Origin of the sequence: Kitasatospora sp. NPDC058965, assembly GCF_042741245.1 — a bacterium.
GTDB lineage: Bacteria > Actinomycetota > Actinomycetes > Streptomycetales > Streptomycetaceae > Kitasatospora.
In genome coordinates, this window is the sequence record NZ_JBHYKG010000090.1 from 8,568 (window position 1) to 27,968 (window position 19,401).

At 73.0% G+C, this 19,401-nt stretch carries 21 protein-coding genes, 1 pseudogene and 1 riboswitch; of the genes and pseudogenes, 16 read left to right on the forward strand and 6 right to left on the reverse strand.

Going from position 1 to position 19,401, the window contains the following annotated elements:
• The 3 genes and pseudogenes from ACFW1A_RS17275 to ACFW1A_RS17285 form a co-directional block, all read left to right on the forward strand.
• Nucleotides 1-368: pseudogene (locus ACFW1A_RS17275) on the forward strand (SAM-dependent methyltransferase); the annotation flags it as partial.
• A 128-nt stretch (nt 369-496) separates the two neighbouring features.
• Complete coding sequence (locus ACFW1A_RS17280) at nt 497-1,051, forward strand: MarR family winged helix-turn-helix transcriptional regulator (protein WP_380409876.1); 555 nt, start codon at nt 497-499, stop codon at nt 1,049-1,051.
• Between the two features lie 173 nt (nt 1,052-1,224).
• The gene (locus tag ACFW1A_RS17285; protein ID WP_380409878.1) at nt 1,225-1,824 is read left to right on the forward strand and encodes a LysE family transporter; all 600 of its coding nucleotides are present in this window, start codon (nt 1,225-1,227) and stop codon (nt 1,822-1,824) included.
• A gap of 81 nt (nt 1,825-1,905) precedes the next feature.
• On the opposite strand, the gene ACFW1A_RS17290 is transcribed toward ACFW1A_RS17285, so the two are convergent.
• Nucleotides 1,906-2,238: a tetratricopeptide repeat protein gene (locus tag ACFW1A_RS17290; protein WP_380409880.1), complete on the reverse strand. Its 333-nt coding sequence runs from the start codon at nt 2,236-2,238 to the stop codon at nt 1,906-1,908.
• A 262-nt stretch (nt 2,239-2,500) separates the two neighbouring features.
• On the opposite strand from ACFW1A_RS17290, the gene ACFW1A_RS17295 reads away from it, so the two are divergent.
• The 5 genes from ACFW1A_RS17295 (at nt 2,501) to ACFW1A_RS17315 (ending at nt 7,875) form a co-directional block, all read left to right on the forward strand.
• Entirely contained in the window at nt 2,501-3,067 is a 567-nt protein-coding gene (locus tag ACFW1A_RS17295) for a DUF4865 family protein (RefSeq protein WP_380409882.1), read from the forward strand.
• Entirely contained in the window at nt 3,064-3,483 is a 420-nt protein-coding gene (locus ACFW1A_RS17300; protein ID WP_380409884.1) for a carboxymuconolactone decarboxylase family protein, read from the forward strand. Before ACFW1A_RS17295 ends, ACFW1A_RS17300 begins: the two co-directional genes overlap by 4 nt.
• Nucleotides 3,480-4,382 (forward strand): phosphotriesterase, encoded by a 903-nt coding sequence (locus ACFW1A_RS17305; RefSeq protein WP_380409886.1) that lies wholly within the window; start codon nt 3,480-3,482, stop codon nt 4,380-4,382. The genes ACFW1A_RS17300 and ACFW1A_RS17305 overlap by 4 nt, the downstream gene beginning before the upstream one ends.
• 104 nt (nt 4,383-4,486) lie before the next feature.
• Entirely contained in the window at nt 4,487-6,160 is a 1,674-nt protein-coding gene (gene aspT, locus ACFW1A_RS17310) for an aspartate-alanine antiporter (protein WP_380409888.1), read from the forward strand.
• Nucleotides 6,161-6,234: 74 nt separating this feature from the next.
• A complete protein-coding gene (locus tag ACFW1A_RS17315; RefSeq protein WP_380409890.1) occupies nt 6,235-7,875 on the forward strand; it encodes a bifunctional aspartate transaminase/aspartate 4-decarboxylase in 1,641 nt (546 codons plus the stop codon).
• A gap of 87 nt (nt 7,876-7,962) precedes the next feature.
• On the opposite strand, the gene ACFW1A_RS17320 is transcribed toward ACFW1A_RS17315, so the two are convergent.
• The gene (locus ACFW1A_RS17320; protein ID WP_380409892.1) at nt 7,963-8,298 is read right to left on the reverse strand and encodes a hypothetical protein; all 336 of its coding nucleotides are present in this window, start codon (nt 8,296-8,298) and stop codon (nt 7,963-7,965) included.
• Between the two features lie 182 nt (nt 8,299-8,480).
• Here ACFW1A_RS17320 and ACFW1A_RS17325 point away from each other — a divergent pair, with 182 nt between their 5' ends.
• From ACFW1A_RS17325 to ACFW1A_RS17340, 4 genes are all read left to right on the forward strand, one after another.
• On the forward strand, nt 8,481-8,675 hold the full coding sequence (locus ACFW1A_RS17325; RefSeq protein ID WP_380409895.1) for a DUF1059 domain-containing protein: 195 nt from the start codon (nt 8,481-8,483) through the stop codon (nt 8,673-8,675).
• 111 nt (nt 8,676-8,786) lie between these two features.
• Complete coding sequence (locus ACFW1A_RS17330) at nt 8,787-9,845, forward strand: class I SAM-dependent methyltransferase (RefSeq protein WP_380409898.1); 1,059 nt, start codon at nt 8,787-8,789, stop codon at nt 9,843-9,845.
• 97 nt (nt 9,846-9,942) lie between these two features.
• Nucleotides 9,943-10,680 carry a response regulator transcription factor gene (locus ACFW1A_RS17335; RefSeq protein WP_380409900.1) on the forward strand — a complete coding sequence of 246 codons (738 nt, stop codon included), beginning with the start codon at nt 9,943-9,945 and terminating at the stop codon, nt 10,678-10,680.
• Between the two features lie 133 nt (nt 10,681-10,813).
• Nucleotides 10,814-10,984, forward strand: a riboswitch (cyclic di-AMP (ydaO/yuaA leader).
• Nucleotides 10,985-10,987: 3 nt separating this feature from the next.
• The gene (locus tag ACFW1A_RS17340; protein WP_380409902.1) at nt 10,988-12,193 is read left to right on the forward strand and encodes a hypothetical protein; all 1,206 of its coding nucleotides are present in this window, start codon (nt 10,988-10,990) and stop codon (nt 12,191-12,193) included.
• Between the two features lie 16 nt (nt 12,194-12,209).
• Here the strand turns inward: ACFW1A_RS17340 and ACFW1A_RS17345 are convergent, their stop codons facing one another.
• Together ACFW1A_RS17345 and ACFW1A_RS17350 are read right to left on the reverse strand one after the other, a co-directional pair.
• Nucleotides 12,210-12,668, reverse strand: a complete 459-nt coding sequence (locus ACFW1A_RS17345; RefSeq protein WP_380409904.1) for a hypothetical protein — start codon at nt 12,666-12,668, stop codon at nt 12,210-12,212.
• A gap of 25 nt (nt 12,669-12,693) precedes the next feature.
• Nucleotides 12,694-13,434, reverse strand: coding sequence for an IclR family transcriptional regulator (locus ACFW1A_RS17350; RefSeq protein WP_380409906.1), 741 nt, complete (start codon nt 13,432-13,434; stop codon nt 12,694-12,696).
• A gap of 228 nt (nt 13,435-13,662) precedes the next feature.
• On the opposite strand from ACFW1A_RS17350, the gene aceB reads away from it, so the two are divergent.
• The 3 genes from aceB (at nt 13,663) to ACFW1A_RS17365 (ending at nt 16,562) form a co-directional block, all read left to right on the forward strand.
• The gene (gene aceB / locus ACFW1A_RS17355; RefSeq protein WP_380409908.1) at nt 13,663-15,351 is read left to right on the forward strand and encodes a malate synthase A; all 1,689 of its coding nucleotides are present in this window, start codon (nt 13,663-13,665) and stop codon (nt 15,349-15,351) included.
• A gap of 81 nt (nt 15,352-15,432) precedes the next feature.
• Nucleotides 15,433-15,825, forward strand: coding sequence for a gamma-glutamylcyclotransferase (locus ACFW1A_RS17360; RefSeq protein WP_380409910.1), 393 nt, complete (start codon nt 15,433-15,435; stop codon nt 15,823-15,825).
• Nucleotides 15,826-15,992: 167 nt separating this feature from the next.
• Nucleotides 15,993-16,562 carry a TetR/AcrR family transcriptional regulator gene (locus tag ACFW1A_RS17365; protein ID WP_380409912.1) on the forward strand — a complete coding sequence of 190 codons (570 nt, stop codon included), beginning with the start codon at nt 15,993-15,995 and terminating at the stop codon, nt 16,560-16,562.
• Between the two features lie 82 nt (nt 16,563-16,644).
• Here the strand turns inward: ACFW1A_RS17365 and ACFW1A_RS17370 are convergent, their stop codons facing one another.
• Together ACFW1A_RS17370 and ACFW1A_RS17375 are read right to left on the reverse strand one after the other, a co-directional pair.
• On the reverse strand, nt 16,645-16,956 hold the full coding sequence (locus ACFW1A_RS17370; protein WP_380409914.1) for a hypothetical protein: 312 nt from the start codon (nt 16,954-16,956) through the stop codon (nt 16,645-16,647).
• Between the two features lie 64 nt (nt 16,957-17,020).
• Nucleotides 17,021-17,167 (reverse strand): hypothetical protein, encoded by a 147-nt coding sequence (locus ACFW1A_RS17375; protein ID WP_380409916.1) that lies wholly within the window; start codon nt 17,165-17,167, stop codon nt 17,021-17,023.
• Between the two features lie 402 nt (nt 17,168-17,569).
• Here ACFW1A_RS17375 and gcl point away from each other — a divergent pair.
• Nucleotides 17,570-19,401, forward strand: a 1,832-nt coding sequence (gene gcl, locus ACFW1A_RS17380; protein ID WP_380409918.1) for a glyoxylate carboligase, incomplete at its 3' end; no start/stop codon positions are given.

Genomic DNA, 19,401 nt, shown 5'->3' on the forward strand with positions numbered 1-19,401 from the left:
GCCACCTGGTGTTCGAGACCCGGGACCCGGCCCGCCGGGCCTGGGAGGGGTGGAACCGGGCGGCCACCCTGCGGGTCACCGAGATCCCGGGCGTCGGCGCGGTGGAGACCTGGGTGGAGCTGGTCGAGGTGGCCGGTCCGCTGGTCTCCTTCCGCTGGCACTACGCCTTCGCCGCCGACGGGCAGCGGCTCACCTCGGACTCCACCCTGCGGTTCCGCGCCCGGGACGAGGTCGAGGCGGACCTGGCGGCGGCGGGGTTCCTGCTGCGCGAGGTCCGGGATGCCCCGGATCGTCCGGGTCGGGAGTTCGTCTTCGTCGCCCGGCGCCCTTCCGACGGGGCGTCAGGTGCGACAGAGTGGCCCGCGTGATCGTTCCGGGGGCCCGTTCGTGACGTTCCGTCGACAAGGTGACACGGAACCGGCCCCGACGGGCCCGCCCCTGTGCACGGAGCGTGAGATCGGGTAGAGTGCTCCTTCATTAAGAAGGAGGTACATAAATGCCTGCCGCCCAGCAGACCGACGCCGACCCCGACGGCTACCAGTACGCCCCCGCCGTCCGGCGCGCCATGACCGCTTTCACGCAGGGGGGCGACACCCGGGCCCTGGAGGCGGCGGCGGCCGTGCGGTCGGCGGCGCAGTCGGTGGAGCGGCTGCGGGGGCAGGGGGCGGACGGGCGCGGGGTCAGCGCGGGGGCGCTGGACGTGCTGGTGCGGCTCGGCAGCGCCGGTCCGGACGGGCTGAGCATCGGCGAGCTGGCCCGGGCCGGCGGGGTGAGCTCGCGCAACATCACCGGCCTGGTGGACACCCTGGAGCGCGAGCGGCTCGCCGCCCGCGGGGCCGATCCGCAGGACCGCCGCTCGGTCCGGGTGCACCTGACCGCGGCGGGCCAGGAGTGGCTGGCCGCCTTCCGCGAGCCGAGCCGGCGCGCCATGGCCGCCCTGTTCCGCGGCTTCGCCCCGGAGGAACTGGCCCAGCTGCGCCACCTCTGCCTGCGCCTGGTGGAGAACCAGCAGCGGATCGAGCAGTACCTCGCCGGCGGCGACGGCCGCTGATCCGCCGCGGTGCCGCGGCCCGGGCAAAATCGCTTGCCCCGCCCCACCCCCGCGAGCACCATGTCCCGCATGACCACGACACTGCCGCCGCGCCCGCTCGTCCGCCGTCCCGCGGGAGCCGGGCGCCGACAGCAGCCCGCCGTCGAGCCGGGGCGGACCGTGCGCACCGCGCCGTGACGGCCGCGTTGCTGGCCGGCCTGTGGGCCGGGTACGGGATCGCGGTGCCGGTGGGGGCGATCGGGGCGCTGCTGGTGAGCCTCGCCGCGCGGGCCGGGTGGCGGGTGTCGGCGGCCGCCGCGCTGGGGGTGGCGACGGCCGACGGGGCGTACGCGGCGCTCGCCGTGCTCGGTGGCCAGGGGCTGGTGGAGATCCTGGAGCCGGTGTCGACTCCCTTGCGCTGGACGGCCGTTGCCGTGCTGCTGGTGATCGCGGCCCGCACCGCGCTGGGGGCCCGCCGGGCCGGTGGCGGCCCCTCGGTGCTCGCCGCCTCGCCGTCGCGCGCCTATCTGTCCCTGCTCGGGCTGACCCTGCTCAACCCGGCCACCGTGCTGTACTTCGCCGCGCTGGTGCTGGGCGGCCGGGTGGCCCGCCCCGGCAGCGCGACCGTGTTCGTGCTGGCTGCCTTCCTCGCCTCGGCCTCCTGGCAACTGCTGCTGGCCGGCGGGGGATCGGTGCTGGGCCGGGTGCTCACCGGCGACCGGGGCCGACTGGCCACCGCGTTGCTCTCCAGCGTCCTGATCGCGGGCCTGGCCCTGGGGCTGCTGCTGCGCTGAAGCGGGTGCGCCCGCGTCGGCGAGCAAGCCGCCCGCCCGCGTGGGGGTGCGGGCGGGCGGCGGTCCGTGGGGGCCGACCGCTCAGGCGAAGGCGTCGGTCATCGCGGCGGCCAGCCGCAGGTGCGGCCGGGCCTGGTCGGGGTGGCCCTGGCGCTCCAGGGTGCGGCCGAGCATCAGGTGCGCGTAGCTCTCGGCCGGGTCCCGGTCCAGGATCCGGCGCAGCTCGGCGGCGGCGCGGTTCAGCTGCGCGGAGTGGTAGTAGCTGCGGGCCAGCAGCAGCCGGGGGGCCAGCTGGGCCGGCTCGGCGGCGACCAACGGCTCCAGGATCAGCGCGGCGTCCGCGTAGGCCTTGGCGTCGAAGAACAGCTGCGCCCGGGCGTACTCCTCGGCGGGGGAGAGGGCGGTCACGATCATTGACTCCTTTCGGTGTATTCGAACTACCGGCCCGGACAACAACACGTGAAGATTCAACTATTCCGCGCACACTATCGCCTGTTCCCCGGGTCCTGTCCAGCCTTTTTGCGAGCGCTCCCACGGCCGAGAGAGAAATGTTACTGGCGCACTGTACCTACTAGTATGTACAGTGCTCTGCAGCAGGACCGGAGGGCGCCCCGCATTCGACGAGGAGCGGGGGCGACCATTCACGAGGCCACCATTCACGAGGGGGAGTGCGGCCATGCAGGCGATGCAGTACGAGTTCACCCTGCCCGCGGACTACGACATGGGCATCATCCGCCGCCGGATCAAGGAGAAAGCCCAGCAGACGGACGCGTTTCCGGGGCTGGGAGTCAAGGCCTATCTGGTCCGGGAGCGCGGTGTGTCCGGCTCGCCGGTCAACCAGTACGCGCCGTTCTACCTGTGGCGCACCCCGGCGGGGATGAACGCCTTCCTGTGGGGTCCGGGATTTCGCGGGCTGAGTCGGGATTTCGGCCGCCCGTCGGTCCGCTCCTGGCTCGGCGCGGCATTCCGGCGCGGGCCGGAGTTCGACCGTGCACCCACCACCGCGATCCGCCGGGTCGAACCACTGCCCGAGGACGCGGATCCGGGCGAGGCGGTGGCACGGGCCGCCGACCGGCTGGCGGCCGCGGGCCACAGTGCCGCGGTCGCGGTCGAGGTCACCCGCTGGGAACTGGTCACCCTCAGCCTCGGCGGGGACGGACTGGCCGGGGACGGCGAGCGCTACCAGATGCTGCACCTGTCGGCCCCGGAGCTGACCGGACTGACCGAGGGGCGGCACTGGTGACCGTCGAGGACTCGCTCAGCCGCGCCACCGTCGACCGCGCGGCCGGCTACCGGACCCTGGACGAGTACCAGGACCGGGCCACCCAGCTCGCCGCGCTGCCCGCACTGGAGCGGATCGCCCCGGGGTTCCCGGACTGGATCGTCACCAGCCTGTTCGGCGGCACCTACCAGCGCCCCGGGCTGACCCCGCCGGAGCGCCAGCTGGTCACCATCGCCACGCTGGCCACCCTGGGCGGGGTGGACCCGCAGCTCACCGGCCACATCCGCAGCGCGCTGCGGGTCGGGCTGACCCGGCAGCAGGTGGTCGAGGTGCTGGTGCACCAGGCGCCGTACATCGGTGCGCCGAAGGCGCTGGCCGCGCTGCGGGTCGCGGCGGCGGCCTTCGAGGCGCTGGACGCGGAAGGGGCGGCGCAGTGAAGCGGATCCGGACCGTGCTCGGCGACCTGGACCCGGCCGGGTTCGGGATCTGCGACGCGCACGACCACCTGTTCCTGCGCAGCGTCCTGCTGCCGGGCCAGGAGCTGGACGACCCCGCGGCCGCCGCCGCCGAGCTGGCCGCGTTCCGGGCGGCCGGCGGGCGGGCGGTGGTGCAGTGGACCCCGCACGGGCTGGGCCGGCACGCGGCCGAACTGCCGGCGCTGGCCCGGGGGAGCGGGGTGCACCTGGTGGCCGCCACGGGGCTGCACCGGGCCGCGCACTACGAGCGGCTGCCGCCGCTGGACACCCTGGCGGAGCTGTTCACCGGCGAGCTCACCGCGGGCATCCGGGGCACCGGGGTGCGGGCCGGCCTGATCAAGGTGGCCGGCGCCTTCCACCGGCTGGACCCGCACGCCGCCGCCACCCTGCACGCGGCCGCCGCCGCGCACCTCGCCACCGGCGCGCCGATCGCCGTGCACCACGAGCACGGCACCGCCGCCGCCGAGGTGCTGGAGCTGCTCACCGGCCTCGGCGTGCCGCCCGGCAGCGTGCTGCTCGGCCACCTGGGCCGGTTCCCCGATGCCGGCCTGCACCGCGAGCTCGCCGCCGCCGGCGCCTACCTGGTGTTCGACGGTCCGTCCCGCGCCCACCACGCCACCGACTGGCGGCTGACCGAGCTGCTCGCCGCGCTGTTCGAGGCCGGCCACGGCCACCGGCTGCTGCTCGGCGGCGACACCACCACCGCGGCGGCCCGCTCGGTGGGCGCCGACGGCCCGGGCATGCCGCACCTGCTCACCGCCCTGGGCCCGCGGCTGGCCCGCACCCTGGGCGAGCCGGCGCTGGACCTGATGCTGCGCCAGAACCCGGCGCGCGCCTTCGCGGTGGCCTGGCCCGCCTGACGGGCCGCCGCCGCACTGCCGGAGTGTCATGAACGGACACGTCGCACAAGGCGCGATCTAATCCGACCTATGATCAACTCCTCCTGCGCCGCCGGGCCGCGGCGGTGAACCTGCTGCGGGAGAACCCCGTTCTCGCGCTCTTCGCCTGCCTGGGGCTGGGCTACCTGGTGGGCAGGCTGCGGGTCGGCCGGATCACCCTCGGCGGCATCTGCGGCACCCTGATCGTCTCGATGCTGATCGGCACCCAGCACGTCTCGGTGAACAGCGACGTGAAGAACGTCGCCTTCGCCCTGTTCATCTTCTCGCTGGGCTACATCGCCGGCCCGCAGTTCGTCTCCAACCTCAACGCCAAGGGCCTGCGGTTCGGGGTGCTCTGCGCGCTGGAGGTGGTGGTGGTGCTGACCATGGCCTACGGCTTCGCCAAGGGCTTCGACCTGGACGTGGGCACCGCCGCCGGCATCCTGGCCGGTGCCGCCACCGAGTCCGCGGTGGTCGGCACCGCCCAGGACGCGATCGGCAAGCTGACCGGCCTGAGCCACGACCAGATCGTGCAGGCGCAGAACCACGTGGCCACCGCCTACTCGGTCTGCTACCTCTTCGGCCTGGTCAGCATCGTCCTGCTGACCAGCCAGGTCTTCCCGCTGCTGCTGCGGATCGAGCTGCCGGAGGCGTCCCGGAAGATCTGGGAGCGGATGCGCGGCGACGACGCCGCGCTGGAGGCGGACGAGGAGGCCGCGCTGCCGGCCCTGGTCGGCCGCACCTACCTGGTCTCCCAGGGCGAGGGCAGCACCGTCGGCGACTTCGAGCGGGTCCGCGACGACCTGGTCACCATCGAGGGGGTCAAGCGCGGCGAGAAGGTGCTCGCCGCCGAGCCGACCCTCACACTGCGCCGCGGCGACCAGGTGCTGGTGGTCGGCCGGCGCGCCGCGGTGCTGGACGCGGGGCACGAGCTGGGGCCGGAGACCGCGGGCGTGCCCGGGCTGGACAGCCCGCTGGCGGTGCGCCAGGTGGTGGTGACCAACAAGGAGATCGCCGGCAACTCGCTGGACCGGGTGCGGGCCCAGGACGGCCAGTACACCGGCGGGGTCTACCTGACCGCCATCCAGCGGGTGGACCACCAGCTGCCGGCCGTCGGCTCCACCGAACTGCACCAGGGCGACACGCTCACCGTGGTCGGCAGCCGCGGGCGGGTGGACCGGTTCGCCGCCAAGGTCGGTGCGACGGTCCGGCAGGACACCACCGACTACATCTACATCAGCCTCGGCATCTGCGTCGGCGTGCTGATCGGCATGATCACGGTGCACGCCGGCGGCGCCGCGCTGGCGCTGGGCACCGGCGGCGGCTGCCTGATCTCGGGCCTGTTCTTCGGCTGGCTGCGGTCCCAGCGCCCGACCTTCGGCGCCTACCCGCCGGCCGCCGCGCAGACCATGAAGGACCTGGGCCTGTCCATCTTCATCGCCGTCACCGGCCTGGCCGCGGGCCCCGACGCGGGCGCGCTGCTCAAGGAGTACCCGGTGCTGCTGCCGGCCGCCGGGGTCCTGATGGTGGTGGTCCCGGCCTTCCTGTCGCTCTTCGTCGGCCGCCGGCTGCTGGGGATCGAACCGCCGATCCTGATCGGCGCCATCGCCGGCCAGCAGTGCTCGACCCCGGCGATCACCTCGATCACCAACGTCGCGCAGAGCAGCGTGCCGATGCTGGGCTACACGATCACCTACACCCTCTCCAACTTCCTGCTGCCGCTGACCGGACCGGTCCTGGTCGGGCTGATCGGCTCCTGACCGGTCCGCGCACCCGCACTCCGCGCACCCGCACTCCCAGTCCCCACACCCCCCAGTCCCAGGGAGGGACAGACATGACCAGGCCTTCGACCAGTCGGGCGGAGATCCACCGGCTGGCCCGGCTGAGCCCGTTCGAGCTCAAGGGCGAGTTCGTCAGACTGGCGCAGACCCACCAGGACGGCCAGAAGGGCCGGTCGACCGCGCACCTGCTGAACGCCGGCCGCGGCAACCCGAACTGGGTGGCCACCGGCCCGCGCGAGGCGTTCTACGCACTGGGCTACTTCGGGCTCGCCGAGAGCCGGCGGGTGTGGACCGCGGACGACCTGGGCGGCATGCCGGACCTGCCCGGGACCGGGCAGCGGTTCGACCGCTGGTGCCGCAGCCACCCCGCGCTGCCGGGGGTGGAGCTGCTGCGGGACTGCGTGCGGCTGGGCGTGGAGCGGTTCGGCTTCGACCGGGACGCCTGGCTGCACGAGCTGGCCGACGCGGTGGTGGGCGACAGCTACCCCGTCCCGGACCGGATGCTGACCCACGCCGAGCAGGTGGCCCGCGGCTACCTGGCCGAGGAGCTGATGGACCGCCGGCCGCCCGCCGGCACCATGGACCTGTTCGCCACCGAGGGCGGCACCGCGGCCATGTGCTACGTCTTCGACTCGCTGATGAAGAACGGGCTGCTGCACAAGGGCGACCGGATCGCGCTGATGGTGCCGGTCTTCACCCCCTACATCGAGATCCCGGAGCTGGAGGACTACGAGTTCGACGTGGTCCGGGTCGAGGCCGGCATGTTCGCCGAGACCGGGGTGCGGCAGTGGCGCTACCCGACCGAGGAGGTGGCCAAGCTGGCCGACCCCGCGGTCAAGCTGGTCTGCCTGGTCAACCCGAGCAACCCGCCCTCGCTGGCGCTCTCCCGGCGGGTGGCCGACCAGATCAAGGAGATCGTGGCGACCAGCAACCCGAACCTGCTGATCGTCACCGACGACGTGTACGGCACCTTCGTCAACGGGTTCCGCAGCCTCGCCGCCGACCTGCCGCGCAACACGCTGCTGGTGTACTCCTACTCCAAGCACTACGGCTGCACCGGCCACCGGCTGGGCCTGATCGGTCTGAACCGGGACAACGTGGTCGACGAGCTGATCGCCGCGCTGCCGCCGGCCGAGAAGGAGCGGCTGGCCCGGCGCTACGGCACGCTGACCCTGGAGCCGGAGCGGCTCCGCTTCGTCGACCGGCTGGTGGCCGACTCCCGGCAGGTGGCGCTCAACCACACCGCCGGGCTGAGCCTGCCCCAGCAGGCGCAGCTGGTGCTCTTCTCGCTCTTCGCGCTGCTGCCCGAGGGCAAGGCCTACAAGGCACGGGTGCAGGGCGTCGTCCGGGAACGGCTGGACCTGCTGCTGGAGGGCTCGGGGATGCGGATCGCCGACGATCCGCAGCGGGCCGGCTACTACGTGGAGCTCGACCTGCTGGCCGAGGCCGAGCGGACCGCGGGGGCGGACTTCGCCGCGTACCTGGAGAAGACCTACGAGCCGACCGAGCCGCTCTTCCGGCTGGCCGAGCAGACCGGTGTGGTGCTGCTCAACGGCGGCGGCTTCGACGGCCCGCAGTGGTCGGTGCGGGTCTCGCTGGCCAACCTGGACTCGCTGGACTACCTGAAGATCGGCCACCACCTGAAGGAGATCTTCGCGGAGTACCGCCGGGAGTGGGAGGCCGGTCGCGGCTGAGGCCCGCGGGGCACGGTCCCGGCCGGGAACCGCGGCAGGGGCCCGACCGGTGGTCGGGTCCCTGCCGGGACGTCAGCCGACCGGGGGTCAGTCCACCTGCCGCAGCCGCCCGGTGTGCAGCTCGCCGACCCGGCCGCCCTCGCCCTCGTAGGTCCAGAAGACCCGCACCGTCATCGCGCCCAGGTCCATCACGTGGCTGACCGTGATCCCGCTCGCCTCGGTCCAGCTGACGAACCAGATCTGCGCCGCCACCTGGGCGACGTGCAGCCCGACGTCCTCCCACTGCCCGGCGGACTCGCCCAGGCCCTCCCAGCGCAGCCGCTTGCCGTCGGCGGAGTAGGCGTTGCGGAAGGCGGCGCCGTTGTCGACCTCGAAGAGGTACGTCCGGCCGGCGAAGCCGGGCAGGGCAGCGGTCTCGGTCATGGCGGGCGGAGTTCTCCTGACGGGCTGCGGAACGGGTGGGTGAGCAGGATCCAAGCTATCGGACCGGTCGTCCGGAGGGACAATGGTTCCGCGACACGCCCGCACCGGAGCGTGCCGGTCCCCCGGGCCAGCGGGTGGCCCGCCGGCAGGTCCCGGTCACGGGGCGGATCGGGAGGTCGACCATGCGCAAGGTAGCCGACTGCCGGGAGTTCCCCAGCGAGGCCAACTGCTCGCTGGTGATCAGCGGCACCGAGGACGAGGTCGTCCGGGCCGCCACCGAGCACGCGGTGTCGGTCCACGGCGAGACCGACAGCCCGGAGCTGCGCGAGCAGATCCGCGGCAGCCTCAAGGACGAACTGGTCCTGCAGCACACCTGACACCGCGGCGGGCGTCCCGGGCCTACGGAGAATCCCGTATGGCCCGGGACGCCCGCCGTCTGCTGGAGTGGGCACCGGGCGAGGACCCGCGCGAAGGAGGAGGCGGTCAGCATGCCCGTGGACGAGGACCGAATGATGGAGTTCCTGGAACGGGTGGTGACCGACGGCGGCGCCGCGGTGGCCGGCCTGTGCACCGCACTGGGCGACCGGCTCGGCCTGTACACCGCGATGGCCGGTGCCGGACCGATGACCTCGGCCCAGCTGGCGGACCGGACCGGTCTGCAGGAGCGGTACCTGCGCGAGTGGCTGGCCGCCCAGGTGGCCGGCGAGTACGTGGAGTACGACGCGGCCGCGGACAGCTACCTGCTGCCGGACGAGCACGCCGCGGTGCTGGCCGACCCGGACGCGCCGACCTACTGCGCCGGCTTCTTCACCATGCTGCAGGCGCTCTACGCCACCGAGGACGCCCTGATGGAGGCGTTCCGCACGGGCAACGGGGTCGGCTGGGAGGAGCACAGCGGAGCGCTCTTCTCCGGCACCGCCAAGTTCTTCCGCCCCGGCTACACCGGCGCCCTGGTGCCGGAGTGGATCCCGGCCATGAACGGCACCGAGCGCAAGCTCGCCGAGGGCGCCGAGGTGGCCGACGTGGGCTGCGGCTACGGCTACTCGACCATGCTGATGGCCGAGGCCTACCCGCAGTCGCGCTTCCACGGCTTCGACTTCCACGCGCCGTCGATCGAGCAGGCCCGCCGGCTCGCGCAGGAGAAGGGCATGGGCGACCGGGTCAGCTTCGACGTGGCGACCGCCCAGGACTTCCCGGGCACGGCCTACGACCTGATCACCTTCTTCGACTGCCTGCACGACATGGGCGACCCGGGCGCCGCGCTGACCCACGCCCGGGAGGCGCTGGCGGACGGCGGCTCCTGCATGATCGTGGAGCCGAACGTCTCGGCCGACGTGACCGAGAACGCCCACCCGGTCGGGCGCGCGGTGGTCTCGGCCTCGGTGGCGGTCTGCCTGCCGTCCGCGCTGGCCCAGCACGGGCCGATGGCGATGGGCAACCACGCCGGCGAGGACGCCATGCGCGACCTGGCCGACCGGGCCGGGCTGCACCACTGGAGGCTGGCCGCCGAGAGCCCGGTGAACCGGGTGTACGCCGCCAGCCGCTGAGCCACCCCTCGAACCGCTCGAGTTGGGCCGGGCGGTGCCGGCCGGGTTTGTCGGGGCCCGGCTTGACCCGGCCTCCCCGCAGGCGCACGCTCCAAGGGTGAGCGTGTCCGGGGAGGCCGGGTTGCGGCGCATCTGCGCGGTGATCGACCTGCTGCTCGACGCCGTCGACGAGGAGAGCCTGCTGCCGGCGCTGTTCCCGCTGCTGCTGCGCACCGTGCCCGGTGACGGGCTGACCTGGGCGGTCCGCACCCCGGCGGGGCGTGTTCCGCTGCACACCCCGCAGGGGCTGTTCGGTCCGGCGGCACTGGCCGGCTTCTACCGGAACGCGGCGGCCGACCCGCTCTTCCGGCACACGGACGTGACCGGCCCCGGGGTCCCGGTGCGCCGCTCGGACCTGCAGTCGCTGACCGACTACCACCGGCTCGGCACCTACCGGGAGGCGCTGCGCGCGGCGGGCGCCGAGCACCAGCTGGCGATGGCCTTCCCGGCCGGGTGGGCGCCGGCCGGGCGGCGCACGGTGGCCATGGTGGTGCACCGGTCCGGCAGCGACTTCACCGACGCCGACCTGGACTCGGCGGCCCTGCTGCGGGCCCGCCTCAGCCACGCGCTGGACCGGCTGTCCCCGCCCCCGCCGCCGCCCCCGCCGGGGCAGTTGACGCAGCGTGAGGCGGCGGTGCTGGAGCTGCTGGCCGAGGGGCTGACCGACCGTCAGATCGGACACCGGCTGGCGGTCTCCGCCCGCACCGTGGACAAGCACCTGGAGCACGCCTACGCCAAGCTGCAGGTGCACAGCCGGGTGGCCGCGGCCGCCCGCTGGCGGGCCGGTGGGCGCTGATCCGGGCCGGTTCCGGGCCGGTGTGAGCCAGATCGCGTTGATGACGATCTTCTCATCTGCCTAGCCTGCAGGCTGTCCGCCGCATCGGCGGGCCCAGCCGCCGGGACGCCGAGTCCTGCCTGCCCGGCGGTCGGCTCCCACAGCACCGGTACAGGCAGGAGCGGGGGACCCACAGCTCTTCGCCGTGCCCTCCCTCGCCGTTCGCGGGCGTGGGCCCGGCTCGGGGTGAAGCCGTGCACCCACGGCCGGGCCATCTTGCGGTCCGAACCCGACAGCTAACTCCGAAGGCGTCGCAAGAGGACCGCTCATGATCCGCTCTGCCACGCCCGCCCGCCTCGGGGTCGTCGCCGGCTCGCTCGCCCTGCTCGCCGTCCCGATGGTCGGCCAGGCCCAGGCCTGGTCCTGGGGCACCGCCCGGCCCGGCCCGGCGGCCACGCCGACCGTCAGCCAGGACGTGCTGACCCCCACCACCGCCACCGCCGGTGCCGCCACCACCGCCCAGCTGTCCGTGCACGCCGGCTCCTGCTTCACCGTGCAGACCCTGGGCGTCGGCGTCCGGGACGCGGCCGGCAACAACCTGGACTTCCCGGGGTCGCACAGCAACGTCCAGCTCTGCCCGTGGACCACCACGATGACCACCGGCAGCCGCAGCTTCCCGGCCGGCACGTACACCGTGTTCGGCTACTACCAGGACCAGGGCGGCGCCTGGCACAACCTGCCGAGCAAGCAGCTGACGGTCGGCGGGTCGGCCTCGACCCCGGCACCGGCCCCCGCGCCGCAGCCGACCCCGACCCCCGCGCCCACCCCGACCCCGGCGCCCGCGGCGCCGGTGGCCGGCAAGTCGCTGACCTGGTCGGACGAGTTCAACGGCCCGCTCGACAGCAGCCGGTGGAACACGAGCACCAGCAGTGCCTACAAGTACGGGACCCACAACCCGGACGACAACAAGCTCGACTGGATCGACCCGTCCGACGTCAAGGTCGCGGGCGGCACCGCCACCTTCACCGCCCAGCCGTCCAGCCACACCCTGGAGAACGGCAAGCAGGCCTGGACCACCGGCCTGCTGACCACCGAGGGCACCAGCGGGAACTTCAAGGTGAAGACCGGCGACTACGCCGAGACCCGGGTCCAGCTGCCGACCGGCAGCGGTGCCTGGCCGGCGCTGTGGACCTGGCAGAACGGCGGCAACGAGATCGACTCGTTCGAGTACCACCCGGACAACCCGAACCTGCTGGAGCTGACCAACCACGTCAACTCCGCGGTGAAGTACTACACCGACGCCTCCGCGGTGAAGGCCGGCCAGTGGGTGACCATCGGCACCTACTACGGGGCCACCTCGGTGGACTGGTACGTCAACGGGGTCAAGGTGTTCTCCGACGGCACCGGGGTCGGCGCCAACTGGTCGGCCAACCTGATCCTCAACCTGTCGGTCACCGCCGGCCAGTACCACCCGGGCCCGGTCGGCTCCGCGCCGATCAGCTTCGCGGCCGACTACGTCCGCGTCTACCGCTGACGGAGCGCCGTCCCGGTCAGCCGACCCGGATCAGGTAGGACGCGGAGTCGTTCGACCGGTCCGGGTCGGCTGCCGTGTGCACCGTGACCCGCCCGCCGCGCAGGGTTCCTGACGCCCCGTCGGACACCCGGACCGGGATCAGCGCGGTCGCGGAGCGCAGCGGGGGCAGGCCGGCGCCGAAGGTGCAGTGCACCAGGTGCCCGCCCGCCTCCGCCCGGCAGTTCTCGGGGAAGTACGGTCCGACCGCCGCCGCGCCGGCCGGGACCCGGACGGTCACGGTGAACTCCCCGGCCGGCCCCGGGCCGTGGTTGGCCACGAAGGCGTGCACCGTGGTGGTGCCGCCGGGGGCCACCGGATCCGGGTCCAGCGGGACCACGAAGAGGTCGGCCCCGCCCGCCCGCGGGGCGGCCGCCGCCGGAGTTGCCAGAGCCAGTGCGCCGACCAGCGGCAGTACGAGCAGCCAGGTTCGCCTCATGGTGCGAGGTTAGGCACCGGCGCGCTCAGGCCGCGAGCGCCTCGCCGAGGCGCTGGGAGATCTCCCGCATCACCGCCACCAGGCCGGCGCCCCCGGCCTGCTCCTCCAGTGCCCGGATCCGCGCCTCGGGGCCGGACACGGAGAGCGCCGTCGGGGTGGGCGCGCCCGGCACGGCCACCGCGATGCAGCGCACCCCGATCTCCTGCTCCTGGTCGTCCACCACGTAGCCGACCTCGCGGGCGTGGGCCAGTTGGGCGAACAGCCGGTCCACGTCGGTGACGGTGAACTCGGTGTGCGCGGGCAGCGGTTGGGTGCCCAGCACGCCGCGCGCCTCGTCCTCGGGCAGCTGGGCGAGCAGCGCCTTGCCGACCCCGGTGCAGTGCGGCTGCACCCGGCGGCCGACCTCGGTGAACATCCGCATCGAGCGCCGCGACTGCACCTGGCCCACGTAGACCACCTCGCCGCCCTCCAGCACGGCCAGGTTGGCGGTCTCCCCGGTGGCCTCCATCAGCTCGGCCAGGTACGGCCGGGCCCAGTTGCCGAGCAGTCGGCCAGCGGTCTCGCCCAGCCGGATCAGCCGCGGGCCCAACGTGTAGCGCCGCGCGGTGTCCTGGCGTACGTAACCCTGCTGTGCGAGGGTACGAACCAGACGGTGGATGGTCGGCATCGGCAGGCCCGAGCTGCTGCAGAGTTCGCTGAGGGTGGCCACGCCGCCGGCGTCGGCGAGGGCCTCCAGCAGCTGGAAGGCGCGCTCGACGGACTGCACGCTGCCACTGCTTCGGTCGGGGGCGGGGGAGCTGGCCACCGGCGTTCCCTTCGCTGTCGGGGGAGGAGTAGAGTCCCGGCGATCCACTCAACAAACCGTTGAAATTCTGTATCGCGGAAACTACTCTCCACCTTACAGAATCCAACTCGCCAGTAGGTGGGTCGGTACCGAGGGAAGCCGCCACCGCGGCTCCCTACAGAGTTCAACCGTCCAAGGAGTGTCCACCCCATGGCTACAGACCAGGGACCTTCCAGCCAGGGATCTGCCAGCTCTCGGCCGGGGGCTTCCCCGGGCGCCGCCACCGCTCCGGTCGTCACCCTGGCCGGTCCGCGCGTTCCCCGGTCGGAGGAGGTGCTCACCCCGCAGGCGGTCTCCTTCGTGGTCGGCCTCCACCGGGCCTTCGAGGGCCGCCGCCAGGAACTGCTCGCCCGCCGCCACGCCCGCCGCGCCGAGATCGCGCGGGCCGGCACCCTCGACTTCCTGCCCGAGACCGCCGAGATCCGCGCCGCGGACTGGCAGGTCGCTCCCGCACCGCGGGCGCTGCAGGACCGTCGGGTGGAGATCACCGGTCCGACCGACCGCAAGATGGTCGTCAACGCGCTCAACTCCGGCGCCAAGGTCTGGCTCGCCGACTTCGAGGACGCCACCTCGCCCACCTGGCACGCGGTGGTGACCGGCCAGGTCAACCTGATCGACGCCTTCGAGGGCCGGATCGACTTCACCTCGGAGCAGGGCAAGGAGTACCGGCTCAAGCCCGCGGCCGAGCTGGCCACCGTGGTGGTCCGCCCGCGCGGCTGGCACCTCGACGAGAGCCACCTGCTGGTCGACGGCGTGCCGGTGGCCGGCGCGTTCTTCGACTTCGGCCTGTACTTCTTCCACAACGCGCAGCGGCTGCTGGCCAAGGGCGAGGCCGACCCCAACTCCGGCCCGTACTTCTACCTGCCGAAGACCGAGAGCCACCTGGAGGCCAGGCTCTGGAACGACGTCTTCACGCACGCGCAGCGCGAGCTCGGCATCCCGCACGGCACCGTCCGGGCCACCGTGCTGATCGAGACGATCATGGCCGCCTTCGAGATGGACGAGATCCTCCACGAGCTGCGCGACCACGCCGCCGGGCTGAACGCGGGCCGCTGGGACTACCTGTTCTCGATCGTGAAGAACTTCCGCGACGCCGGGGAGAAGTACGTCCTGCCGGACCGCAACAGCGTCGGCATGACCTCGCCCTTCATGGCCGCCTACGCCCGGCTGCTGGTGCAGACCTGCCACCGGCGCGGCGCGCACGCGATCGGCGGGATGGCCGCCTTCATCCCCTCCCGCAAGGACCCCGAGGTCAACGCGGCGGCGCTGGAGAAGGTCAAGGCCGACAAGGACCGCGAGGCGGGCGGCGGCTTCGACGGCTCCTGGGTGGCCCACCCGGACCTGGTCCCGGTGGCCCGGGCCAGCTTCGACGCGGTGCTCGGCGACCGGCCGCACCAGAAGGACAACCCCGGCTCCACCGAGCCGGTGACGGCGGACCAGCTGCTGGACATCGCCGGCGCCGGCGGGTCCTGCACCGAGGCCGGGCTGCAGAACGCGGTCGCGGTCGGCCTGCGCTACTGCGAGGCCTGGCTGCGCGGCCTGGGCGCGGTCGGCATCTTCAACATGATGGAGGACGCCGCCACCGCCGAGATCTCGCGCTCGCAGATCTGGCAGTGGATCCACAACGGCGTGGTGCTCGCCGACACCGGCGAGAAGACCACCCCCGAGCTGGTGCGCCGGCTGGTCTCGGAGGAGCTGGACACGCTGCTGGCCGAGCTCGGTGACGAGGCGTACGCGGCCGGCCGGTGGGCCGAGGCGCGCGAGCTCTTCGAGCAGGTCTCGCTCGCCGAGGACTTCGTCGACTTCCTGACGCTGCCAGGCTACGCACTGCTCGGCTGACCCGGTTATCGCCAATCCGTACGGTCCACCGCGGCGACTGCGCCCCGGTGGACCGTGCGCTTTTCCAGAAGGAGTTCCCCCTTGACGGTCCGCATGTTCCTCAACGGCCAGGCGATGCGCGGCGGCGAGCTGCACCACGTGCTGGGCGACGCGCCGTTCCTCGGCGAGGTGCGCACCGCGCCCGGCTACCGGTTCTTCTCGATCGGGGACGTCTGCCCCGGCCTGCAGCCCGACCCCGCGGTGGACACCGCGATCGAGGGCGAGCTGTACGAGGTCAGCCTGGAGCTGCTGCGCGACGTGATCCTGCCCGGCGAGCCGCGCGAGCTGGAGTTCGGCGTGATCGAGCTGGCCGACGGCACCGCCTGCTGCTCGATGCTGCTCTCCCGCGGCGAGCTGGAGCGCGGGGTGCACCGGGAGATCACCGGCTTCGGCGGCTGGCGCGGCTACCTGGCGAGCATCGGGCGCGCCGCCTGACGGAGCCGCGCGGGGGCCGGGCCACCACCGGCGCCGGTGGTCGCCCCTGACGAACGCTCAGGCGACCCAACGGTGTTGGATGGCGGGGGTCAGAGCCGTCCCGGAGCCGGGCTCCGCGGCGGCAGCACCGGAGGGGGTCCTCCGTCCAGCAAGGGAGTTGGTCCGCCATGTCCGAGCGGCCGATGCGCGCCGATGCCCGCCGCAACTACGAGCGGCTGCTGACGGCGGCGGGCGAGGCCTTCGCCGAGCGCGGTGAGCGGGCCTCGATGGACGAGATCGCCAAGCGGGCCGGGGTCGGCGCCGGCACGCTCTACCGGCACTTCCCGACCCGGGAGGCGCTGGTCGTCGCGGTCTACGAGGCGGGCCTGTCGGCGGCCTGCGGGCAGGCCCACGCGCTGCTGGCCCGGAGCGGGCCGGGGCAGGCGCTCTACGCCTGGGTGCGGGTGCTGGCCCGGCACTGGGAGGAGTGCGGGGAGCTGAGCCGGCTGATGGCGGCGATCTTCGAGCAGGACGGCGCCGCCAAGGAGTCCTGCCAACGGATGCTCTTCGACGCGGCGGACGCCGTGCTGGCGGAGGCCAGGGCGGCGGGCACGGTGCGGGCCGACCTGAGTGCGGTCGAGCTGATCCGGCTGACGCACACCGCCGTGCTGGCGGCCGCGCCCAGGCGGACCGCCGAGGTGGTCCCGGTGGACCGGATGCTGGAGCTGACCCTGGACGGGGTCCGCCCGCGGGGCTGACGCGCCGCAGTGCCGGGCCGGCCGCGCGGCGCGGCGCCGACGCAGCAGACCAGCGGCGCGGTCTGACGCGGCGTCACGTCCGTCACGGGTGGGCACCGCCCGGCTGCACGAACCAGGCGTCGCCCGGACCGGCTTCGCGCGGGAGGCGCCAGTCGGCGAGCCAGGGCGCGCTCCGCAGGGCCCGCAGGCACAGGGCGCGGGCCGTGTGCTCGGCGGCGCTCCGGTCGTCGGCCAGCAGGAAGAGCGCGAGGTCGAGGCGGCCGGGCCGCCCCTGCACCCGCAGGTGCTCGACGCGGTCGGCCGGCTCGGCGTGGGACTGGATCAGTTCGGTGACGGCGGCCTCGTCGGGCTCGGGGAAGTCGGGGCCGGTCAGGTGCAGGGTGATCATCTGCATGGCGTTCTCCGTGCTGGTTCGGCTGCGGGCGCGGCGGCAGCCCCTCGACGGGTCTGCGGCGCCCTCACGGGGTCTGCGGGGCAGCACCCCAGCCGTAGCCGTCGGAGGCCAGCACGGTCGGGCGGCCGTGGTCGGCGGCGGCACCGGCGCCGGCGGCACCACCGGCGACGGCGAGGACGGCGAGCAGCAGGAACGCGGCGAATCGAGGCATGGCAAATACCGCCCTTGTCAGGAGATGAGTCGGATTGTTCGGAAGTCCGCCCTTTGGGGTCGCTTCCGATGTGATGAGCCTCGCGCACGCCGCCTGCGGTGTCACCAGTTCAGAGGTGGCACGAACGTGCCCGGCACCTTGACGTCATCCGGCGGCCGCGGGCCCGGAACGCCGGTGCGGTGCGCCTGCGACTCGTCTGTTCCGTGCCGATCCGGGGGTGGAAACGGGGCTTCGCCTGGTGGGATCGCCAATGGCCGAGCTTCAACGAGTTGTTGAAGATGGGCCTGCGGAACTCTTGACGCCCCGACGGGCCGCCGCCTACCGTGATTTTCGCATCCTAAAAGCATTTTTCCGTATCGTGGAAACACGACGGCGGAACCAAGCCGACGCAGGAGTAACCCGATGCCTCGAATGACAGCAGCCCGCGCGGCAGTTGAGATCCTCAAGCGCGAGGGCGTGGAGGTCGCGTTCGGTGTGCCGGGCGCCGCGATCAACCCCTTCTACAAGGCGCTCAAGGAGGGCGGCGGCATCAGCCACACGCTGGCCCGCCACGTCGAGGGCGCCTCGCACATGGCCGAGGGCTACACCCGGGCCAAGGCCGGCAACATCGGCGTGTGCATCGGCACCTCGGGCCCGGCCGGCACCGACATGATCACCGGGCTCTACTCCGCGATCGCCGACTCGATCCCGATCCTGTGCATCACCGGCCAGGCGCCGGTCTCCAAGCTGCACAAGGAGGACTTCCAGGCCGTCGACATCGCCTCGATCGCCAAGCCGGTCACCAAGGCCGCCACCACCGTCCTGGAGGCCGCGCAGGTCCCCGGCGTCTTCCAGCAGGCCTTCCACCTGATGCGCTCCGGCCGTCCGGGCCCGGTGCTGATCGACCTGCCGATCGACGTCCAGCAGACCGAGATCGAGTTCGACCCGGAGACCTACCAGCCGCTGCCGGTCTACAAGCCGACCGCCTCCCGCGCGCAGATCGAGAAGGCGCTGCGGTTCCTGCTGGCCTCCGAGCGCCCGCTGATCGTGGCCGGCGGCGGCATCATCAACGCCGACGCCGACGCGCTGCTGGTGGAGTTCGCCGAGCTCACCGGCGTGCCGGTCATCTCCACCCTGATGGGCTGGGGCACCATCCCGGACGACCACGAGCTGAGCGCCGGCATGGTCGGCGTGCAGACCTCGCACCGCTACGGCAACGCGACCTTCCTGGAGTCGGACTTCGTCCTGGGCATCGGCAACCGCTGGGCCAACCGCCACACCGGCTACAACCTGGACGCCTACACCGCGGGCCGGACCTTCGTCCACGTCGACATCGAGCCGACCCAGATCGGCAAGATCTTCGCCCCGGACTACGGCATCGTCTCCGACGCCAAGGCCGCGCTGGAGCTGTTCATCGAGGTCGCCGGGGAGCTCAAGGCGGCGGGCGAGCTGCCCGACTTCTCCGCCTGGGCCGCCTCCGCCCAGGAGCGCAAGGCCACCCTGCAGCGCCGCACGCACTTCGACAACGTGCCGATCAAGCCGCAGCGCGTGTACGAGGAGATGAACAAGGCCTTCGGCCCGGAGACCCGGTACGTCACCACCATCGGCCTCTCGCAGATCGCCGCCGCCCAGTTCCTGCACGTCTACAAGGCGCGCAACTGGATCAACTGCGGCCAGGCCGGCCCGCTCGGCTGGACCATCCCGGCCGCGATCGGTGCCGCCACCGCGGACCCGCAGACCCCGATCGTCGCGCTCTCCGGCGACTACGACTTCCAGTTCATGATCGAGGAGCTGGCGGTCGCCGCCCAGCACCGGGTCCCCTACGTCCACGTGCTGGTGAACAACGCCTACCTGGGGCTGATCCGCCAGGCGCAGATCGGCCTGGACATCAACTTCCAGGTCAACCTGGAGTTCGAGAACATCAACACCCCGGAGCTCGGCGTCTACGGCGTCGACCACGTCAAGGTGGCCGAGGGCCTGGGCGTCAAGGCGATCCGGGTCACCGACCCGAACGAGCTGGGCGCCGCCTTCGAGGAGGCCAAGAAGCTGGCCGCCGAGTACCGGGTGCCGGTCGTCGTCGAGGCGATCCTGGAGCGGATCACCAACATCTCGATGAGCCGCACCGTCGACATGAGCAACGTGACCGAGTTCGAGGAGCTGGCCACCGAGCCCGGCCACGCCCCGACCGCGATCAAGGGAACTACTACTCGAACTACAAGGGCGTCGCCATCAACCCGTGCATCCACTACTGGTAC